This is a genomic window from Caulobacter sp. P1_D6, from assembly GCF_056406095.1.
In genome coordinates, this window is record NZ_JBFUAW010000006.1 from 47,646 (window position 1) to 65,475 (window position 17,830).

The window sequence follows — 17,830 nt, forward strand, 5'->3', positions numbered from 1 at the left end:
GCGAAGCCGCCAGGTGGGGGCAAGTGGGAGAGCTACAGCGCTCTCATGACGGCATCGGCGAACGCCGCCCCGTCGTCGTGCACGTGCTCCAGGAACAGGTCCGGCTCGATGACCTCCAGCTCCATCAGCTGCGGCGCCCCGTCCAGGCCCCGGATCAGGTCGACCCGGGCGTAGGTCAGGGGCGCGCCGGCCGCCTTCAGCACCATCTCGGCCGCGTGCAGGGCCTCGGGCTCGGGCGCGACGCCGCTGACCTGGCCGCCGAACTGCGGCTGGACGCGGAAATCGCCGGCCACGGCCACCTTGGTCACCGCGTGGCTGAACGCGCCGTCGAAATAGAACAGCGACAGCTCGCCCTCCTCGCCCACGGCGGGCAGGAAAGGCTGGATCAGGGCCGGGCCCGCCGTGCAGCCCTTCAGGCCGTCGGCGTGGCGCAGCTTGACGGTGTCCTGCGAGCCGCCCGAGATCTGCGGCTTGGTCACCAGGGTGTCGACGCCGAACACGTCGCGCGCGTGGTCGAGGGCCTCCTGGGTCAACCGGTCGACCGCATGGGTCGGCACAACCGGCGCGCCCTTGGCGGCAAGGTCGGCCAGATAGGTCTTGGTCGTGTTCCAGCGCAGCACCGAAACGGGATTGGCCAGGCGCGCGCCGGCCGTCTCCAAGGCGTCGAGGCGGGCGAACCATTCGTCGGATCGCAGGTGATAACCCCAGCTGAGCAGCGGCAGCACAACGCGCGCGCCAGCCGTGTCGGCGTCGACCCAGCTGGCGGCCTCGACGGTCAAACCTCGCGCCCGCAGCGGCGTCGCCAGACGCTCGAACAGACGCGACCAGCTGTTGGCGAAGCGGGGTTCGTCGGGCGCGGGGGTGAGAATAAGGACGTCGGTCATACTCTTGGCGGTAGAACGCCGTGCTCCTCCGGGCAAGGCTCGCGTTGCCTTGCGGCCTTCGATCCGGTACTTCGCGCGCGTCGCTCTTTCGAAAAAGGCCTTTCATGACCGCCCTCTACGACGTCGCCGCCATCGGCAACGCCATCGTCGACGTCATCGCCCAGTGCGACGACGCCTTCCTGGAGCGGGAGGGTCTGGTGAAAGGTTCGATGGCCCTGATCGACCCGGCGCGCGCCGCCAGCCTGTACGAAGTGATGGCCGCGGGCATCGAGGCCTCGGGCGGTTCGGCCGCCAACACCGCCGCCGGCGTCGCCAGCTTCGGCGGCAAGGTCGCCTTCATCGGCAAGGTCGCCGACGACCAGCTGGGCAACGTGTTCCGCCACGACATGAAGGCCATCGGCTGCGACTTCACCACCCCGTCGCTGGCGGAAGGCCCCGCCACGGCCCAGAGCCTGATCAACGTCACCGCCGACGCCCAGCGCACCATGTCGACCTATCTGGGCGCCTGCGTCGAGCTGAACCCGGCCGACGTCGACCCGGCGATCATCGAGGCCGCGCAGTTCTCGTATCTCGAGGGCTACCTGTTCGACCCGCCCGAAGCCCGCCGCGCCTTCGCCAAGGCCGCCGCTCTGAGCCACGGCGCGGGCCGCAAGATCTCCATGACCCTGAGCGACAGCTTCATGGTCGACCGCCACCGCGGCGCCCTGCTGGGCTTCATCGAAACCCAGTGCGACATCGTCTTCGCCAACGCCGACGAAGTCTGCTCGCTGTTCGAGACCACCGACTTCGACGCCGCCGTGCAGGCCTTGGCCGCCCGCTGCGAGATCGCCGCCATCACCCGCAGCGAAAAGGGCTCGGTCGTGGCCTCCAACGGGCAGCTTCACGAAATCTCGGCCTATCCGGTGGAAAAAGTCGTGGACACGACCGGCGCGGGCGACCAATACGCCGCTGGTTTCCTCTACGGCCTGTCCCAGGGCCGCCCGCTGCCGGTCTGCGGCCAGCTGGGCTCCCTGGCGGCCGCCGAGGTGATCGACCACTACGGTCCGCGTCCGCAGGTCAGCCTGCGGGAACTGGCCGCGAAGAACGGCCTCTAAGGTCAGAACGGACTCTAAGGAAGCCCATGGCCCGCACCGCTGAAGTGGTCCGCGAGACGAAGGAGACCCAGATCCGGGTCTGGATCGATCTCGACGGGACCGGCGCCTCGACGATCTCCACCGGCATCGGTTTCTACGACCATATGCTGGAGAGCTTCGCGCGCCACGGCGGCTTCGACCTGAAGGTCGAGACCAAGGGCGACCTGCACATCGACATGCACCACACGGTCGAGGACACCGGCATCGTGCTGGGCCTGGCGATCAACAAGGCGCTGGACGGCTTCAAGGGCATCCGGCGCTTCGGCCACGCCTACATCCCGATGGACGAGACGTTGACGCGCTGCGCCATCGACCTGTCCAATCGGCCCTATCTGATCTGGAAGGTTGACTTCAAGCGGCCCAAGGTCGGCGAGATGGACACTGAGCTCTTCAAGGAGTTCCACCACGCGTTCGCCATGAACTGCGGGGCCTGCGTCCATCTGGAGACCCTCTACGGCGACAACACCCACCACGTCGCCGAGAGCGGGTTCAAGGCCCTGGCCCGGGCGCTGCGTCAGGCGGTCGAGATCGACCCCAAGACCGGCGGCCATGCCCCCTCCACCAAGGGCGTGCTGTAGGGAATCTGATTTCATGCAGACCGTCGCCCTGATCGATTACGGGTCGGGCAACCTGCGCTCGGCCGAAAAAGCCCTGCGCGAGGCGGCCCGCCGCCACGCGATCGACGCTGACATCGTTGTCACCGCCGACCCCGGGATCGTGGCCGCCGCCCATCGCGTCGTCCTGCCCGGCGTGGGGGCTTTCGCCTCGTGCCGCGCCGGCCTGGACGCCTCGGGCGTATACGAGGCCATGAACGAGGCCGTGCACGCCAAGGGCGCGCCGTTCCTGGGCATCTGCGTGGGCCACCAGCTCCTGGCCACCGAGGGCCTGGAGTTCGGCGTCACCCCGGGCCTCGACTGGATCGGCGGCCAGGTGAAGAAGCTGGAGCCCCGCGATCCCGCCCTGACCATTCCGCACATGGGCTGGAACGCGATCGCCTTCGCCCGCGACCACGCCCTGTTCAAGGGCGTCGAGACCGGCGCCCACATGTACTACGCCAACTCCTTCGCCCTGACGCCGACCGATCCGGCCGACGTGCTGGCCACGACCGATCACGGCGGTCCTTTCACGGCCGCTGTGGCCAAGGGCAACGTGGCGGGCGTACAGTTCCACCCCGAAAAATCCCAAGCCGCGGGGCTCGCCCTGCTCGCCAACTTCCTGGAATGGCGCCCATGATCCTCTATCCCGCCATCGACCTGAAGGACGGCCAGTGCGTGCGCCTGCTGCACGGCGACATGGAAAAGGCCACGGTCTTCAACACCAGCCCGGCCGACCAGGCCGAGCGGTTCGTCAAGGACGGCTTCTCCTGGCTGCACGTGGTCGACCTGAACGGCGCCATCGAGGGCAAGTCGGTCAACACCGCCGCCGTGCAGTCGATCCTGGAGTCGATCTCGATCCCGGTGCAGCTGGGCGGCGGCATCCGCACCCTGGCGGGCATCGAGAGCTGGATCGAGGCCGGCGTGTCGCGCGTGATCCTGGGCACCATCGCCGTCCATGACCCCGAACTGGTCCGCAAGGCCGCCCGCCTGTGGCCCGAGCAGATCGCCGTGGCCGTCGACGTGCGCGACGGCAAGGTGGCGGTCGACGGCTGGACCGGCCTGTCGGACCTGGACGCCATCACCCTGGGCAAGCGCTTCGAGGATGTGGGCGTGGCCGCCCTGATCGTCACCGACATCAGCCGCGACGGCGCCCTGACCGGCGTCAATGTCGAGGGCGTGGGCGAGCTGGCCGACGCGGTCTCGATCCCGGTCATCGCCTCGGGCGGCGTGGCCTCGGTGGCCGACATCGAGCGGCTGAAGGCCCGCGAGGGCGTCGAGATCGCCGGCGCCATCCTGGGCCGCTCGCTCTACGCCGGCACCATCCGCCCGGCCGAAGCCCTGACCATAGCGGCCGCCTGATGCTGAAGACCCGGATCATTCCTTGCCTGGACGTCAAGGACGGCCGGGTGGTCAAGGGGGTCAACTTCGTGGCCCTGCGCGACGCCGGCGACCCGGTGGAGCAGGCCCGCGCCTATGACGCGGCCGGCGCCGACGAACTGATGTTCCTGGACATCACCGCCTCCAGCGAAGGCCGCGGCCTGATCCTCGACGTGATCGCCCGCACCGCCGAGGTCTGCTTCATGCCGGTCTCGGTCGGCGGCGGCGTGCGCCAGGTGAGCGACATGCGCCGCCTGCTCCTGGCCGGCGCCGACAAGGTCTCGGTCAACACCGCCGCCGTCGAGAACCCCGACCTGGTGGCCGCCGGCGCCGACGCGTTCGGGGCCCAGTGCGTGGTGGTGGCCATCGACGCCAAGGCGCGCGAGGACGGTTCGGGCTGGAACGTCTGGACCTATGGCGGCCGCAAGGACACCGGCATCGACGTGGTCGAGTGGGCCGCCAAGGTGGTCGAGCGCGGCGCGGGCGAGATCCTGCTGACCTCGATGGACCGCGACGGGGCCAAGATCGGCTACGACATCCCGCTGCTGAAGGCCGTGACCGGCGCCGTGACCGTGCCGGTGATCGCCTCGGGCGGCGCGGGCAAGACCGACCACCTGGTCGAGGCCGCCCGCGACGGCCATGCCGCCGCCGTTCTGGCCGCCTCGATCTTCCACTTCGGCGAGATCAGCATCGGCGAGGCCAAGCGGGCCATGGCCGACGCCGGCATCCCCGTGCGCCTGGACGATCTGAAGGGGGCTGCGTGAGCAAGCTGTTCGAGGTTCTGGAGCGCCTGGCCGCGACGATCGAAGCCCGCAAGGGCGGCGATCCGGCCACGTCCTACACCGCCAAGCTGCTGAACGACCCCGCCCTTGCCGCCAAGAAGCTGGGCGAGGAAGCCGTCGAGACGGTGATCGCCGCGGTGGCCCAGGGGCCTGACGCCCTGGCCAGCGAAAGCGCCGACTTGCTGTACCACTGGCTGGCCCTGATGGCGGCTTCGGGCGTCTCGCTGGACGCGGTGGCGGAGAAGCTTGAGGCCCGCGAGGGGACCTCGGGGATCGCCGAGAAGGCTTCGCGCCCCTCTTAGGCCCTCCCCCTATGGGGGAGGCGATCGCGAAGCGATCGGTGGGGGGATATCGCCGAGGTGGGACTACTCCCCCCCTTCGGCCCATTCGGGCCGCCTCCCCCACAGGGGGAGGACCTAAATCAAACTTTCGGCGGCCGACGCTTCAGCGCCACGTACAGCGCCCCGTCGCCGCCGTGCCGCTTCTCGGCCGGCGACACCCCCGCCACGATGTCCCGCAGCGCCGGGCCGGCCAGCCATTCGGGCGTGCGGGCCTTCAGCACCCCGACCCCCAGCTTGCCCTTGCCGGTGACCACCAGGGCGGCGCGGTGGCCGTCCTCCCAGGCGCGGCGCAGGAAGGCCTCCAGCACCGGCCGGGCGCGGTCCTGGTCCAGGCCGTGCAGGTCCAGCCGGGCGTCCAGCGGCGTGTGCTCGCGGGCGATCTTGCGCTTGCGGTTGGGCTCTATGCCCTCCAGCGGGCCGGGCACGCGCTTGGCGCCGGCCGGCTTGATCGTCTTGGGATCGACCAGCAGCGGAGCCATCGGCTGCAGCGTGGTGGGTTGGATCGGCGACTTCTCGGCCTTGGGCGCCCAGCCGGCCGCCTTCTGGGTCGACTTGGCCTTCACCGTGGCCGTGACCATGCCCCACAGGCGCAGCTCTTCCTGGCGCGGGGGGCGCTTCACGACCTCTAGCCTCGGGGAACCAGACGGTAGAGGCGCAGCGCGTGGCGCACGCGCCCCGCCTCGGCCCCGGCCGCCGCGCCCGTGCCGGTGTAGAGGTCGGCCCGCACGTCGCCCTTGATCGCCCCGCCGACGTCCAGCGCCACCGCCAGGCGGCGATAGGTCGGGAAGGCGCCCGTCAGCTTCGGCGCGCTGGCGTCCAGCCAGTAGAGCTCGCCCAGGGCGTGCTTGCTGGCGTCCACGGCGATGGCCCGGCCGGCCGGCAACGGGATCCCCGCCGCGCCCACCGCCTGCTTGCCGTCGTCGGGCAGGGTCTGGAAGAACACGTAGCGCGGGTTCAGCTGCATGATCGCATCGGCCTCGGGACCGCGATGGTCGGCCAGCCAAGTGCGGATGGCGTCGCCCGAGGTGTTGTTGTCGGGCAGCAGGCCCTTGTCGCGCATCGGCGTGGCGATGCCGACGAACGGGCGGCCGTTATGGGCCGCGAACGCCGCGCGCACCCGCCGGCCATCCGGCATCACCAGGATGCCCGAGCCCTGGATCTGCAGGAAGAACAGGTCCTCCGGCCGCATCCAGGCCAGGGGGCGGGTCTCGGGCGTGGCCTCGATGGCCGCGCGGTCGGGATAGGGCAGCACCTGGCCGCCTTCGATCTCGCCGGCGACCTTCTTGCCCGTCAGGCCCGGATCGAACTGGGCCAGGTCCAGGGTGACCAGATCGGCCGGCTTGCCGCGCATCGGCGCGCTGAACTCGGCCGAGCGCGACATCCGCGCCTCGTACTCCGGAGCGAAATAGGCGGTCAGCAGGCCCTGGCCAGGGACGGCCTCGGGTCGGAAATTGGCTTCGAGGAACCGGCGGGCGTCGTCATCACCGCCTGGACGCTCGGCGCGAGCCTTGCGGCAGATCTCGACCATGGCCAGATCCTTGGCCACGCCGCAGCCTTGGCGGAAGGCGTCCAAGGCGCCGAGGTGATCTTCCTGCGACCAGCCGGCCAGGTCGTTGAACGACAAGGCGCCGGGGCCCGTGGGCGTAACGGGCGGGTTGGTCGGACCGGGACCCGGCGTCACCGGTCCCGTCGGCGTAACCGGCGCGGTCGTACAGGCCGCCAGCGCCAGAAGGGCGAAGGCGGCGGCGACGAAACCTTGGCGCATCACGCCTCCGCGACGTCGACGCGGACCAGGGTCCAGTTCGGGTTCTTGCTCTTCAGGTCGCGCTGGAAGGTCCACAGGTCGGCGGTGCGGCGGTCGTCGACCGCATCGCCCTCGGCGCTGGTCGAGCGCGTGCGGATCTCGGCCAGGATGCGGACCACCGCCTTGGCGACGTCGCCCTCGACCGTGATCGAATCCAGGTCGGTGCGCGGCGTGACCAGGAATTCGGCCTTCTCGGTGCGGTTCTGGGCCTCGCGGGCCGCGATGGCGGCCTCGAAATTGGCCATGACGTCCGGCGCCAGCAGCGGCTTCAGCGTCTCGCGCTCGCCGGCGGCGAAGGCCTTGACGATCATCTCGTAGGCCTGGCGGGCGCCGCTCAGGAAGTGGCCGATGTCGAAGTCCGCCTGACGCGCGCGCAGAGCGGCCAGGCCCGACAGGGCTTCCGGCGGCGCTTCGGGCGCCTTCAGGTCACGCGTCGGGGCGTTGGCGGGAACCACCGCGGGGGCGTCCTCCGGCTGACGTCCGACCCGGCGACCCAGGGTGGCGTAGAGCTGGTAGAGGATGACCGCGGCCAGGGCCGCCAGGATAATCCATTCAAACACGATATTTTCCGCTCACTCGGCCAAGGCGCCGCCCATTGCCTATATAGGCGATAACGGGCTCGCGCGTCAGGCGCCTGGCGTTGCGCGCCAGCCGCCCGCGTGTTAGCAGCCCGGCTCTCTCCTAGCGGCCAATTTCGACGCCGAATACGGATTTATCGCACATGACCGACACGACCGCCGCTCCGCCCGCCGCTTCGGACGACTCCGCGGCCACCGAAACGGGCATCCGCATCATCGCCCAGTTCGTGCGCGACTTCTCTTTCGAGAGCCCGCACGCCCCCGACTCCCTGCGCGCCGGCGGCGCTCCGCCGGCCATCGACATGGGCGTCGAGATGAACGCCCGCGGCCGTCCCGACGGCCTGTTCGAAGTGGACCTGAAGCTGTCGGCCCGCGCCACCCGCGACGAACAGCCCGTGTTCCACGTCGAGGTGATGTACGGCGGCCTGTTCCACATCGCCGGCGTGCCGGAAGACCAGCTGGAGCCGGTGCTGCTGATCGAGTGCCCGCGCTTCCTGTTCCCCTACGCCCGCCGCCTGATCTCGGACGTCACCACCGAAGGCGGCTTCCCGCCCTTCCTGATCGATCCGATCGACTTCGCCGGCGTCTACGCGGCACGCAAGGCTCAGGCCGAGGGCGTGGTGGTCGGCAACGCCTGATCACGCCTAGAGCGCTGAAGACAAAAGCCCCGGTCGCAGCAGCGGCCGGGGCTTTTTCATGTGTCCGCCTGAGGCTTGTCGTAGTTAGATATATTCGACAAAAGATAGCCGAATATTCCGCCGAGGAGCGTTCCAACAACGGCACCTTCCAGGGCCTTTTCCAGCGCCAATATGGCTATTATCGGAATGCCTAGTGACACTGCTAGGAACTGTATGGCCCGAACACCGAGGCCCTTATTTGTGAGTATTCTGTTCAATATCATCCCTACCACCGTGGCGGGGATGGTTATCGCCAGTACTATTTCGATCCAATCGCGTAACGTCATCTCCGCCCCCAGGTAGTGTCCCTTAGGGCGAGTATGCGCATGCCTTGAACTTTAACGCTACGGCTGCAGCCGATACCCGCCCATCTCGGTGATCAGGATCCGCGCCACGGCCGGGTCGGGCTCGATCTTCTGGCGCAGGCGATAGACGTGGGTCTCCAGCGTGTGGGTGGTGACCCCGGCGTTGTAGCCCCAGACCTCGGTCAGCAGCTCCTCGCGCGACACCGGCTTGGAGCCGGCGCGATAGAGGTACTTGAGGATGTTGGTTTCCTTCTCGGTCAGCCGGACCTTCTTCTGCTTCTCGTCGACCAGCAGCTTGGCCGACGGCCGGAACTCGTAGGGGCCGATGCGGAACAGGGCGTCTTCCGAGGCCTCGTAGCTGCGCAGCTGGGCGCGGATGCGGGCCAGCAGCACGCCGAAGCGGAAGGGCTTGGTCACATAGTCGTTGGCGCCTGATTCCAGGCCCAGGATGGTGTCGCTGTCGCTGGCCGCCGCCGTCAGCATGATCACCGGCGCGGTGACGCCGTTCTTGCGCATCAGGCGGCAGGCCTCGCGGCCGTCCATGTCGGGCAGGTCGACGTCCAGCAGGACCAGGTCGGGCTTGAGCTCCTTGGCCATCCGCACGCCCTCGCCGGCCGTCGGAGCCTCGGCGACCGCGAACTCCTCGTGGAGGGCGAGCTGCTCGGCCAGAGCTCCGCGCAGATCATCGTCGTCGTCGACCAGGAGAAGGGTTTTGCGTTGCGCCATGAGCGGGAACATGCACCGCTGCGGCCCCCGGCGCCAAGGGCGGTTCTCGCTCCCGGCGCCACGCAACGCCCTTGGAGACCTCGTCTTGACGATCTTTCGCGCCCGCCCCGATGGTTCAAACCCCTGGGACGGCCGGATCGAGTGGGACGACAAGTCCACGCGGGCCGCGCTCGGCAAGGCCGGCACGATCGCCGGAGCCGACAAGCGCGAGGGCGACAATCGCAGCCCGACGGGCGTCTGGCCGATCCGCTACGTGCTTTTCCGCCCCGACGTCTATCCTGACGGCCCGGCGACCGCGCTCAAGACCAGGCCGATCGCGCCGGACGACGGCTGGTGCGACGCACCGGGCGACCCGGCCTACAACCAGCCGGTCAAACTGCCCTACCCGGCCAGCGCCGAGCGGCTGTGGCGCGACGACGCCGTCTACGACCTAGTGGTGGTGCTGGGCCACAACGACGACCCGCCGGTCCCCGGCTTGGGCTCGGCGATCTTCCTGCACCTGGCGCGCGACGGCTATCCCGGCACCGAGGGCTGCGTGGCCCTGGCGCGGGAGGATGTCGAGGCCCTGCTGGCGATCGCAAAGCCCGGCGACGCGGTCGAGATCGCCGCGACCTAGGTCCGGCTTCCAAACAGCGCCGAACCCACGCGCACCGAGGTCGCGCCGCAGGCGATGGCGGTCTCGAAATCGTCGCTCATGCCCATCGAAAGCTTTTCCAGCCCGTTGCGGGCCGCGATCTGGCCCAGCAGGCGGAAATGCGGGGCGGGGTCCAGGTCGGCCGGCGGAATGCACATCAGGCCCTCCACGGGCAGCTCCAGGCCCCGGCACAGGGCGATGAAGGCGTCGGCCCCGCCGGGCGTCACGCCGGCCTTCTGCGGCTCCTCGCCGGTGTTGACCTGGACGAACAGCCGAGGCGCCCTGCCCTGGGCCTGGACCTCGTCGGCCAGCACGCGCGCCAGCTTCTCGCGGTCCAGGCTCTCGATCACGTCGAAGAAGGCCACGGCGTCGCGAGCCTTGTTGCTCTGCAGGGGCCCGATAAGGCGCAGCTCGATCTCGCCCCGGCGCTCGCTCCAGCGGCCCATGGCCTCCTGGACGCGATTTTCTCCGAACACCCGCTGGCCCGCGTCGAGAATGGGCGCGATATGGTCCCAGGGCTGCAGCTTGGACACCGCCACCAGGGTGACCGCATCGGCCGGGCGGCCGGCGGCCACGGCGGCGGCGCGGATGCGGGATTGGATGGAGGCGTAGACGTCAGACATGGGCTCGGAACACGTGATCGACCAGATGGAGGCCCTGTCTAGAACGGTCGCGCGCCTTCGCCCATGGCCGGTGCGCGGAAAGCCGCTGCCGAACCTGCTGTTCTTCACCGATCCCGAGCGCACGCCCGATCCCGAGCGGGTCGCCGAGCGCCTACCGGCCGGCGCGGCCGTGGTGTTCCGGGCCTTTGGCGCGTCGGACGCGGCGGAACGGGGAGCCCGATTGCGCGAGATCACCCGGCGGCGTGGCCTGAGGCTGCTGGTCGGCGCGGACGAGACCTTGGCGCTGCAGGTCGAGGCCGACGGCGTTCACCTGCCCGAACGCCTGGTCCCGACCCTGTCCGGCCTGCGCGCGGCCCATCCTGACTGGCTGATCTCCTTGGCCGCCCATGACATGGAGGCGGCCCTGGCCGGCGCCGGGGCGGGAGCGGACGCGCTGGTGGTTTCGCCCATCTTCCCCAGCAACAGCCCTTCGGCGGGCGCGCCGCTGGGCGTGGAGGGCCTGAAACGGATCGTGGAGGCGGTGGAGACGCCGGTCTATGCTCTGGGCGGCGTGCGCGCGGATACGGCGACGCTGCTGCTGGACACGGGGATTGTCGGGATCGCGGCGGTGGAGGCGCTCAGCGCCTGATTGGGGCGCCTGATTGGACGCCTAGCCGGGACTTAGAACTTGAACGCGGTTTCCAGCTTCACCCGGGGCGCGGGCTCCTGGATCTCGTTCTTGCGGGCCGCCAGGGCCGGGTTCTGGTCGCCCAGGGCCACGGCGCCGCCGACGCGGATCGACGGGGTGACGCTGTAGTAGGCGCCGGCCTGGACGTCCCGTCCCTCCATCTCGCGGCCCACGGGCTGTTCGAGATCGAGCTTGAGGCCCCACTTGCCCTTCTTGTCGTCCCATTTCAGGGACTTCTTCGGGCCTTGCTGCGGGTTGAACGGCGCGATCGGAGTCGAATTGCTGAAGTCGCTCTTCACGGCGAAGTCGGGCGAACTCGTGCGCGGCTTGCTTTGGGCATACACGCCCGAAGCCGATCCCATCAGGATCAGCGCGGCGGCCCCTGCCATGAAATACCGTGCGGCGAACATATTACTCGAACCCAATCCCCAACCCGCGCCTCATAGAGTCAAACCCTATATAGGAGCCGGCTCCCTGAACATCGATTAAAGACCCTAGTACAACGCGGTCAACCGCAGTTGGATTGGACTCAGGGTCGCAAGAGTCGATTCAAGCGGCGCCTGTGGCGGTCCTGCCACGCGATTCCTGTTTTGACGCAGCGCGACCATGCTATAGACCGCTTCCGGCTGCGGGGGCGCGCCTGGGTGCGCGCAAGCGCCGGCTGATACATTGGAGCGAGGTACTATGGCGTTTGAGCGTGGGTCGGTGTTGCGCGGCGTCGCCGCTGGCGTTCTGGCGCTGACTGTTCTGACGGGCGTTTCGGCCTGTGGCGGCAACAAGGGCGGCGGAACCTTTGTCACCCAAGACAGCGATCCGGGTTTCAATCCCTTCAAGGGTCGCGGCGGCTCCAAGTCGGCTCCGCAAGCCGGCGCGATCGGCGTCAACGGCTTCCTGTGGCGCGCGAGCCTGGACACCCTGGCCTTCATGCCCCTGGCCTCGGCCGATCCCTACGGCGGCGTGATCGTCACCGACTGGTACACCAATCCGGAAAAGCCGGACGAGCGCTTCAAGGCGACCGTCTACATCCTGGACACCCGCCTGCGGGCCGACGGCCTGAACGTCACGATCTTCAAGCAGGTCAAGGACGCCAGCGGCGGTTGGGTCGACACCGCCGCCACCGAACAGACGGCGACCGACGTCGAGAACGCCATCCTGACCCGCGCCCGTCAGCTTCGACTTTCCAACATCAAGAACTAGGGCCTTTCCTGGTTCTTCGCGGGAGCCCTTTGTCCTGGCGACAAACGGCTCCCGTTCGCACTTTTAGAACCGCGCCCCGGCCGAAACCGCTTATGACTTCCGCGGAACGCGCCTGAGGCGCGAGCCCCCGCACCTACAGTCTGGTTTCATGGCCCGCTACAATCCCAAAGACACCGAGCCGAAGTGGCGCGCCGCCTGGGCGACCGCGAACACCTTCCTGACGCCGATCACCCCCGATGCGCGTCCGAAGTACTACGTGCTCGAGATGTTCCCCTATCCGTCAGGGCGCATCCACATGGGCCATGTGCGCAACTACGCCATGGGCGACGTCGTGGCCCGCTACAAGCGCGCCCAGGGCTTCAACGTGCTGCACCCGATGGGCTGGGACGCCTTCGGCATGCCGGCCGAGAACGCCGCCATGGAGCGCGGCGTCCACCCCAAGGGCTGGACCTACGACAATATCGCCGCCATGCGCGAGCAGTTGAAGGCCCTGGGCCTGTCGGTCGACTGGTCGCGCGAGTTCGCCACCTGCGACCCGGAATACTACGGCAAGCAGCAGGCCTGGTTCCTGCGCCTGCTGAAGCGCGGCCTGGTCTATCGCAAGGAGGCCTCGGTCAACTGGGATCCGGTCGACATGACCGTCCTGGCCAACGAGCAGGTGATCGACGGCAAGGGCTGGCGCTCGGGCGCGACCGTGGAGAAGCGCAAGCTGACCCAGTGGTTCCTGCGGATCACGGATTACGCCGACGCCCTGATCGACGGCCTGAAGACCCTGGATCGCTGGCCCGAGAAGGTCCGCATCATGCAGGAGAACTGGATCGGCCGGTCCAAGGGCCTGCGGTTCACGTTCAAGTTCGATGGAGCCGCGCCCGCCGGCCACGCCGACGGCCTGGAAGTCTACACCACCCGCCCCGACACCCTGTTCGGAGCCAGCTTCGTCGGGATCGCCCCCGAGCATCCGCTGGCCGAGCAGCTGGCGGCGGCAGATCCGGCCGTGGCCGCCTTCGTCGCCGAATGCCGCAAGGGCGGCACGTCCGAGGCCGACATCGAGGGCGCCGAGAAGCTGGGCCGCGACACCGGCCTGCGCGTCGTCCATCCGCTGGACCCGACCCTGACCCTGCCGGTCTGGATCGCCAACTTCATCCTTATGGACTACGGCACCGGCGCGATCTTCGCCTGCCCGGCCCACGACCAGCGCGACCTGGACTTCGCCCGCAAGTACGACCTGCCGGTGCTGCCCGTCGTCCTGCCCCCCGGCGAGGACGCCGCGACCTTCCAGGTCGGCAAGGAGGCCTATGTCGGCCCCGGCGCGATCTTCAATTCGGAATTCCTGGACGGCCTGGACATCGAGGCCGCCAAGACCGAGGCGGTGAGCCGCATCGAGGCCATGGACCAGGGCCAGGGCGCCACGGTCTATCGCCTGCGCGACTGGGGCGTCTCGCGCCAACGCTATTGGGGTTGTCCGATCCCGGTCATCCATTGCGCGGCCTGCGGCCCCGTCGGCGTGCCGGAAGACCAGCTGCCGGTGGTGCTGCCCGACGACGTCGCCTTCGACAAGCCGGGCAACCCGCTGCTGCGCCACCCGACCTGGCGTCACACCACCTGCCCGACCTGCGGCGGCAAGGCCGAGCGCGAAACCGACACGCTGGACACCTTCGTCGACAGCAGCTGGTACTTCGCCCGCTTCACCGATCCGACCGCCGCCGAGCCGATCGACAAGGCCGCGGCCGACCACTGGATGGCGGTCGACCAGTATATCGGCGGCGTCGAGCACGCGGTGCTGCACCTGCTGTACGCCCGCTTCATCACCCGCGCCCTGAAGGACGAGGGCCTGGTCTCGGTGGAGGAGCCGTTCGCCGGCCTGTTCACCCAGGGCATGGTCACCCACGAGGCCTACAAGAACACCGCCGGCGAGTGGGTCGAACCCTCGGACGTGGTCATCGCCGTCGAGGGCAACGCCCGCTCGGCCAAGCACGCGACGACGGGCGAGCCGATCACCATCGGCGACATCGAGAAGATGTCGAAGTCCAAGAAGAACGTCGTCGCCCCCGAGGATATCTTCGAGGCCTACGGCGTCGATGCCGCGCGCCTGTTCGTGATGAGCGACAGCCCGCCCGAGCGCGACGTGCAGTGGACCAACAGCGGCGTCGAAGGCTCGTGGCGCTTCACCCATCGGGTCTGGAACGAGTTCGAGAGCCAGCCGGCCGGCGATTTCGCCCATGACGACGCCGACGCGGCGGCCGTGGCCCTGCGCAAGGGCGCTCACCGCCTGATCGGCTTCGTGACCGACTCCATCGAGGGCTTCCGCTTCAACAGCGGCGTGGCGCGCCTGTACGAGTTCCTGAACATGCTGAAGGCCGCGCCGGCCGCCCAGGCTGATGGAAGCGCCGCGTCCCAGGGCGTCCTGGCGGCCCGCGCCGAGGCCCTGGAGATCCTGGCTCGCCTGATCTCGCCGTTCACGCCCCACCTGGCCGAAGAGGCCTGGGCCCACCTGGGCAAGGCCGGCATGGTCGTCGACGCGCCGTGGCCCAAGGCGGATCCCGCCCTGGCCGCCGACGACGAGCGCGTGCTGCCGATCCAGATCAACGGCAAGCGCCGCGGCGAGATCAAGGTCAAGGCCGGCACGGCCGAGGCCGAGGTCGAGAAAATCGCTCTGGCGGACGCCGCCGTGCTGGGCCACCTTGAGGGCTTGACCGTTCGCAAGGTGATCGTGGTGAAAGACCGTATCGTCAACATCGTGGCCGGCTGATCCATGAAGCGTTTCCCGCTCTCCAACACCCTCACCGCCGCTCTTCTGGCCATCGCCGCCCTCGGCTTGTCGGCCTGCGGCTTCACGCCCCTGTATGGCCCCCAGTCGGTCACCAAGGGCCTCAGCGCCATCGAGGTGGTCGCGCCCCCGGGTCGCGCCGGCTACCTGCTGCGCGAAAAGCTGGACGACGCCTTCGCGCGCGACGTCAACGTGCTGCCGTCCCATCGGTTAGTCTACACCATCAAGGAACAGCGCTACGCGCGCGGCGTCCGCGTCGACAACGTCGCCAACCGTTACGAGCTGAGCCTCACCGCCAACTGGTTCCTGATGGATTCCAAGACCGGAAAGGCCGTACGGGGCGGCACCACCAGCGCGGCGGTGACCTATGACTCCGCCGACCAGCCGTACGCCTCCATCGCCGCCCAGGAAGACAGCCAGGAACGCGCCGCCACGGAACTGGCGCGCAGGATCCAGCTGGAACTGGCCACCTGGCTCGCGGGCAAGGCCAAGGCCTAGGATCTTTTCGCCATGATCCTGTCGAAACGACCGGATATCGAACGCTTCCTGCGGGATCCGGCCGCCGACATCCGCGCCGTGGTCATCTATGGCCGCGATCGCGGCGTGGTGCGCGACCGCGCCGACCAGCTGGTCAACAAGCTGTTCGCGCGCCCCGACGATCCGTTCGACACCGCCCAGCTGACCGAGAGCGACCTGGACAGCCAGGCCGGCAAGCTGGAGGACGAGCTTTCGGCCCTGTCGATGATGGGGGGCCGGCGCCTGGTGCGCCTGCGCCTGACCGGCGAGAAGGGCGGCCCCGACAAGCAGGCGGCCGAAGCCCTCGCCCGCCATGTCGAAGGCCAGCTGAACCCGGACGCCTTCTTCCTGATCGAGGCCGGCGCCCTGGGTCGCGACTCCACCCTGCGCAAGGTCGCCGAGAAGGCCAGCGGCGCGGCGGTGATCCCCTGCTACGAGGACGAGGCCGGCGACCTGGCACGGCTGACCCGCGAGACCCTGACCAAGGACAAGGTCAGCCTGAACGGCGAGGCCCTGGACCTGTTCGTCTCGCGCCTGCCCAAGGAGCGCGGCGTGGCCCGCGCCGAGATCGAGCGCCTGGCCCTCTACCTGAAGCCCGGCAGCGGCGTCGTGGCCACGCCGGCCGATCTGACCGACTTCCTGGGCGTCGAGCCCGAGGCTTCGCTGGGCGACGCCGCCATCGACGCGTTCGGCGGCCGTGTGGGCCCCGCCCAGGCCGGCCTGCGCCGCGCCGCCGCCGAGGGCGAAGGCGGACCCGCGGCCGTGCGGGCCATGGGCTATCACCTGGGCCGTCTGCGCCGCACCCTGACCCTGCACAAGAACGGCGTCGACCTGGCGGCCGCCGCCAAGGCCTCGGGCGTGTTCTGGAAGAGCGAGCGCGAATTCCTGCGCCAGGCCCGGGCCTGGACCCTGGATCACCTGCTGGTGGTCCAGGCCGAGGTGCTGGCGGCCGACAAGGCCTGCAAGACGTCCGGCTCGCCCGACCAGCTGATCTCCGAGCGCCTGGCCCTGCAGATCGCCGGCAAGGCTCGGCGGCTGGGGCTCTAGCGCCGACGCGCTTGCTTCGATCAGCGAGTCGCCGGCTTCGTCAAACCGTCTGCGTCTTCATCCACAGGAATCTGCCGATTTCGGCTTTCGGCGGCCCCGACCAAATTATCGGCCGAGCACGCCGTTTCCTTTGGTTTTTCAGCAGCTTGCACGAGAATTGGCGTTCCTGAGGGGTCAACTCTGGCGAACAGCTCGACCAGGGACACGGTCGAGCCGCCTTCCGTGCGCGACAGAGGACCCTCGAAGAAGGCCTCAAGCGCCCCGCGTCAGACGGTTGCAGAGATCGTCCAGTTGCTCGAGCGTCGCGTAGCGGATGGTCAGGGCGCCGGCGCCGCCGCGATCGTCGATCTCGACATCGAGGCCGAGCAGCGACGACAGGTCGGCTTCCAGCGACTGGGTGTCGGTGTCCTTCGACTTCGGCGGCCGCCCGCCGCTCGACTTGGCGCGGACCTCGCCGTCGGCGTTCGGCGTGCGCCGGGCCAGGGCCTCGGCGTCGCGCACCGACAGGCCCTTGGCGATGACCTCGCGGGCGAGGACCGTCGGGTCCGGGGACGAGGCGATCGCGCGGGCATGGCCGGCGGTCAGTTCGCCTGAGGTCAGGTATGACTGCACAGCTTCGGGTAGGGCCAGCAGGCGCAGGGTGTTGGCCACGTGGCTGCGGCTCTTGCCCACGGTCTGGGCGATCGCCTCCTGGGTGCGACCGAACTTGTCCATCAGCACCTTGTAGCTCAGCGCCTCTTCCAGGGCGTTTAGGTCGGCGCGCTGGACGTTCTCGATGATGCCGATCTCCAGCACCGCCAGATCGTCCAGCTCGCGGATCATGATCGGGATGGTCTTCAGGCCGGCGCGCTGGGCGGCTCGCCAGCGGCGCTCGCCGGCGACGATCTGGTATTCGCCGGGAGCGCCCGGCGCGGGTCGCACCAGGATCGGCTGCAGGACGCCCTTCTCGCGGATCGAGTCCGAAAGTTCCACCAGGTCTTCCTCGCGGAAGGTCCGGCGCGGCTGATCGGGATTGCGGCGGATCAGTTCGATTGGCGCCTCGCGCGAGCCGGCGCCGGTGTCGCCCGGGGCTTGGGCGGGCGCGGAATCGACTTCGCCGAGCAAGGCGGAAAGGCCGCGACCCAGACCACGACGACCTTCAGACATCCCCGGCTCTCCCACCACGACCGACTCCTT

The 17,830-nt window shown here is 69.2% G+C and carries 22 protein-coding genes; 13 read left to right on the forward strand and 9 right to left on the reverse strand.

Annotated features, from left to right (window positions below):
- Positions 1–32: 32 nt before the first annotated feature.
- Positions 33–884, reverse strand: a complete 852-nt coding sequence (locus tag AC1DYP_RS03755; RefSeq protein WP_477045194.1) for an ATP-grasp domain-containing protein — start codon at positions 882–884, stop codon at positions 33–35.
- A gap of 104 nt (positions 885–988) precedes the next feature.
- Here AC1DYP_RS03755 and AC1DYP_RS03760 point away from each other — a divergent pair, with 104 nt between their 5' ends.
- The 6 genes from AC1DYP_RS03760 to AC1DYP_RS03785 are packed head-to-tail and all read left to right on the forward strand — an operon-like array spanning position 989 to position 5,074.
- Positions 989–1,978 (forward strand): adenosine kinase, encoded by a 990-nt coding sequence (locus AC1DYP_RS03760; RefSeq protein WP_477034436.1) that lies wholly within the window; start codon positions 989–991, stop codon positions 1,976–1,978.
- 26 nt (positions 1,979–2,004) lie between these two features.
- Complete coding sequence (gene hisB / locus AC1DYP_RS03765) at positions 2,005–2,595, forward strand: imidazoleglycerol-phosphate dehydratase HisB (protein ID WP_477034437.1); 591 nt, start codon at positions 2,005–2,007, stop codon at positions 2,593–2,595.
- A 13-nt stretch (positions 2,596–2,608) separates the two neighbouring features.
- On the forward strand, positions 2,609–3,250 hold the full coding sequence (gene hisH / locus AC1DYP_RS03770; RefSeq protein ID WP_477045195.1) for an imidazole glycerol phosphate synthase subunit HisH: 642 nt from the start codon (positions 2,609–2,611) through the stop codon (positions 3,248–3,250).
- On the forward strand, positions 3,238–3,972 hold the full coding sequence (hisA, locus tag AC1DYP_RS03775; protein ID WP_477034439.1) for a 1-(5-phosphoribosyl)-5-[(5-phosphoribosylamino)methylideneamino]imidazole-4-carboxamide isomerase: 735 nt from the start codon (positions 3,238–3,240) through the stop codon (positions 3,970–3,972). Before hisH ends, hisA begins: the two co-directional genes overlap by 13 nt.
- Positions 3,972–4,754, forward strand: coding sequence for an imidazole glycerol phosphate synthase subunit HisF (gene hisF / locus AC1DYP_RS03780; RefSeq protein ID WP_477045196.1), 783 nt, complete (start codon positions 3,972–3,974; stop codon positions 4,752–4,754). Before hisA ends, hisF begins: the two co-directional genes overlap by 1 nt.
- Positions 4,751–5,074, forward strand: a complete 324-nt coding sequence (locus tag AC1DYP_RS03785; RefSeq protein WP_477045197.1) for a phosphoribosyl-ATP diphosphatase — start codon at positions 4,751–4,753, stop codon at positions 5,072–5,074. The genes hisF and AC1DYP_RS03785 overlap by 4 nt, the downstream gene beginning before the upstream one ends.
- Positions 5,075–5,193: 119 nt before the next feature.
- Here AC1DYP_RS03785 and AC1DYP_RS03790 read toward each other — a convergent pair whose 3' ends face one another.
- From AC1DYP_RS03790 to timA, 3 genes are read right to left on the reverse strand one after another with little or no spacing between them, the layout of a single operon-like run.
- Positions 5,194–5,733, reverse strand: a complete 540-nt coding sequence (locus tag AC1DYP_RS03790; RefSeq protein ID WP_477045198.1) for a Smr/MutS family protein — start codon at positions 5,731–5,733, stop codon at positions 5,194–5,196.
- A gap of 5 nt (positions 5,734–5,738) precedes the next feature.
- Positions 5,739–6,881, reverse strand: a complete 1,143-nt coding sequence (locus AC1DYP_RS03795; protein WP_477045199.1) for an MltA domain-containing protein — start codon at positions 6,879–6,881, stop codon at positions 5,739–5,741.
- Positions 6,878–7,477 carry a TIM44-related membrane protein TimA gene (timA, locus tag AC1DYP_RS03800; protein WP_477034444.1) on the reverse strand — a complete coding sequence of 200 codons (600 nt, stop codon included), beginning with the start codon at positions 7,475–7,477 and terminating at the stop codon, positions 6,878–6,880. Before timA ends, AC1DYP_RS03795 begins: the two co-directional genes overlap by 4 nt.
- A gap of 161 nt (positions 7,478–7,638) precedes the next feature.
- Between timA and secB the strand changes: the two genes are divergently transcribed.
- Positions 7,639–8,133 carry a protein-export chaperone SecB gene (gene secB, locus AC1DYP_RS03805; protein WP_477034445.1) on the forward strand — a complete coding sequence of 165 codons (495 nt, stop codon included), beginning with the start codon at positions 7,639–7,641 and terminating at the stop codon, positions 8,131–8,133.
- Between the two features lie 56 nt (positions 8,134–8,189).
- Here secB and AC1DYP_RS03810 read toward each other — a convergent pair whose 3' ends face one another.
- Both AC1DYP_RS03810 and AC1DYP_RS03815 read right to left on the reverse strand, forming a co-directional pair.
- Entirely contained in the window at positions 8,190–8,459 is a 270-nt protein-coding gene (locus AC1DYP_RS03810) for a hypothetical protein (protein ID WP_477045200.1), read from the reverse strand.
- A 57-nt stretch (positions 8,460–8,516) separates the two neighbouring features.
- On the reverse strand, positions 8,517–9,203 hold the full coding sequence (locus AC1DYP_RS03815) for a response regulator transcription factor (RefSeq protein WP_477045201.1): 687 nt from the start codon (positions 9,201–9,203) through the stop codon (positions 8,517–8,519).
- An 85-nt stretch (positions 9,204–9,288) separates the two neighbouring features.
- On the opposite strand from AC1DYP_RS03815, the gene AC1DYP_RS03820 reads away from it, so the two are divergent.
- A complete protein-coding gene (locus AC1DYP_RS03820) occupies positions 9,289–9,819 on the forward strand; it encodes a L,D-transpeptidase family protein (protein WP_477045202.1) in 531 nt (176 codons plus the stop codon).
- On the opposite strand, the gene AC1DYP_RS03825 is transcribed toward AC1DYP_RS03820, so the two are convergent.
- Positions 9,816–10,460 (reverse strand): YggS family pyridoxal phosphate-dependent enzyme, encoded by a 645-nt coding sequence (locus AC1DYP_RS03825; RefSeq protein ID WP_477045203.1) that lies wholly within the window; start codon positions 10,458–10,460, stop codon positions 9,816–9,818. The two genes, AC1DYP_RS03820 and AC1DYP_RS03825, sit on opposite strands and share 4 nt — an antisense overlap.
- On the opposite strand from AC1DYP_RS03825, the gene AC1DYP_RS03830 reads away from it, so the two are divergent.
- Positions 10,459–11,088: a thiamine phosphate synthase gene (locus AC1DYP_RS03830; protein ID WP_477045204.1), complete on the forward strand. Its 630-nt coding sequence runs from the start codon at positions 10,459–10,461 to the stop codon at positions 11,086–11,088. The two genes, AC1DYP_RS03825 and AC1DYP_RS03830, sit on opposite strands and share 2 nt — an antisense overlap.
- 32 nt (positions 11,089–11,120) lie before the next feature.
- On the opposite strand, the gene AC1DYP_RS03835 is transcribed toward AC1DYP_RS03830, so the two are convergent.
- A complete protein-coding gene (locus AC1DYP_RS03835) occupies positions 11,121–11,516 on the reverse strand; it encodes an NtrZ family periplasmic regulatory protein (protein ID WP_477034449.1) in 396 nt (131 codons plus the stop codon).
- Positions 11,517–11,796: 280 nt separating this feature from the next.
- On the opposite strand from AC1DYP_RS03835, the gene AC1DYP_RS03840 reads away from it, so the two are divergent.
- The 4 genes from AC1DYP_RS03840 to holA all read left to right on the forward strand — a co-directional run bounded on the left by AC1DYP_RS03840 (position 11,797) and on the right by holA (position 16,654).
- The gene (locus AC1DYP_RS03840) at positions 11,797–12,324 is read left to right on the forward strand and encodes a DUF3576 domain-containing protein (protein ID WP_477034450.1); all 528 of its coding nucleotides are present in this window, start codon (positions 11,797–11,799) and stop codon (positions 12,322–12,324) included.
- A 148-nt stretch (positions 12,325–12,472) separates the two neighbouring features.
- Positions 12,473–15,073 (forward strand): leucine--tRNA ligase, encoded by a 2,601-nt coding sequence (leuS, locus tag AC1DYP_RS03845; RefSeq protein WP_477045205.1) that lies wholly within the window; start codon positions 12,473–12,475, stop codon positions 15,071–15,073.
- A gap of 3 nt (positions 15,074–15,076) precedes the next feature.
- Entirely contained in the window at positions 15,077–15,589 is a 513-nt protein-coding gene (gene lptE, locus AC1DYP_RS03850; protein ID WP_477045206.1) for an LPS assembly lipoprotein LptE, read from the forward strand.
- A 12-nt stretch (positions 15,590–15,601) separates the two neighbouring features.
- Positions 15,602–16,654: a DNA polymerase III subunit delta gene (holA, locus tag AC1DYP_RS03855; RefSeq protein WP_477045207.1), complete on the forward strand. Its 1,053-nt coding sequence runs from the start codon at positions 15,602–15,604 to the stop codon at positions 16,652–16,654.
- A gap of 252 nt (positions 16,655–16,906) precedes the next feature.
- On the opposite strand, the gene AC1DYP_RS03860 is transcribed toward holA, so the two are convergent.
- On the reverse strand, positions 16,907–17,800 hold the full coding sequence (locus AC1DYP_RS03860) for a ParB/RepB/Spo0J family partition protein (protein ID WP_477045208.1): 894 nt from the start codon (positions 17,798–17,800) through the stop codon (positions 16,907–16,909).
- Positions 17,801–17,830 lie beyond the last annotated feature (30 nt).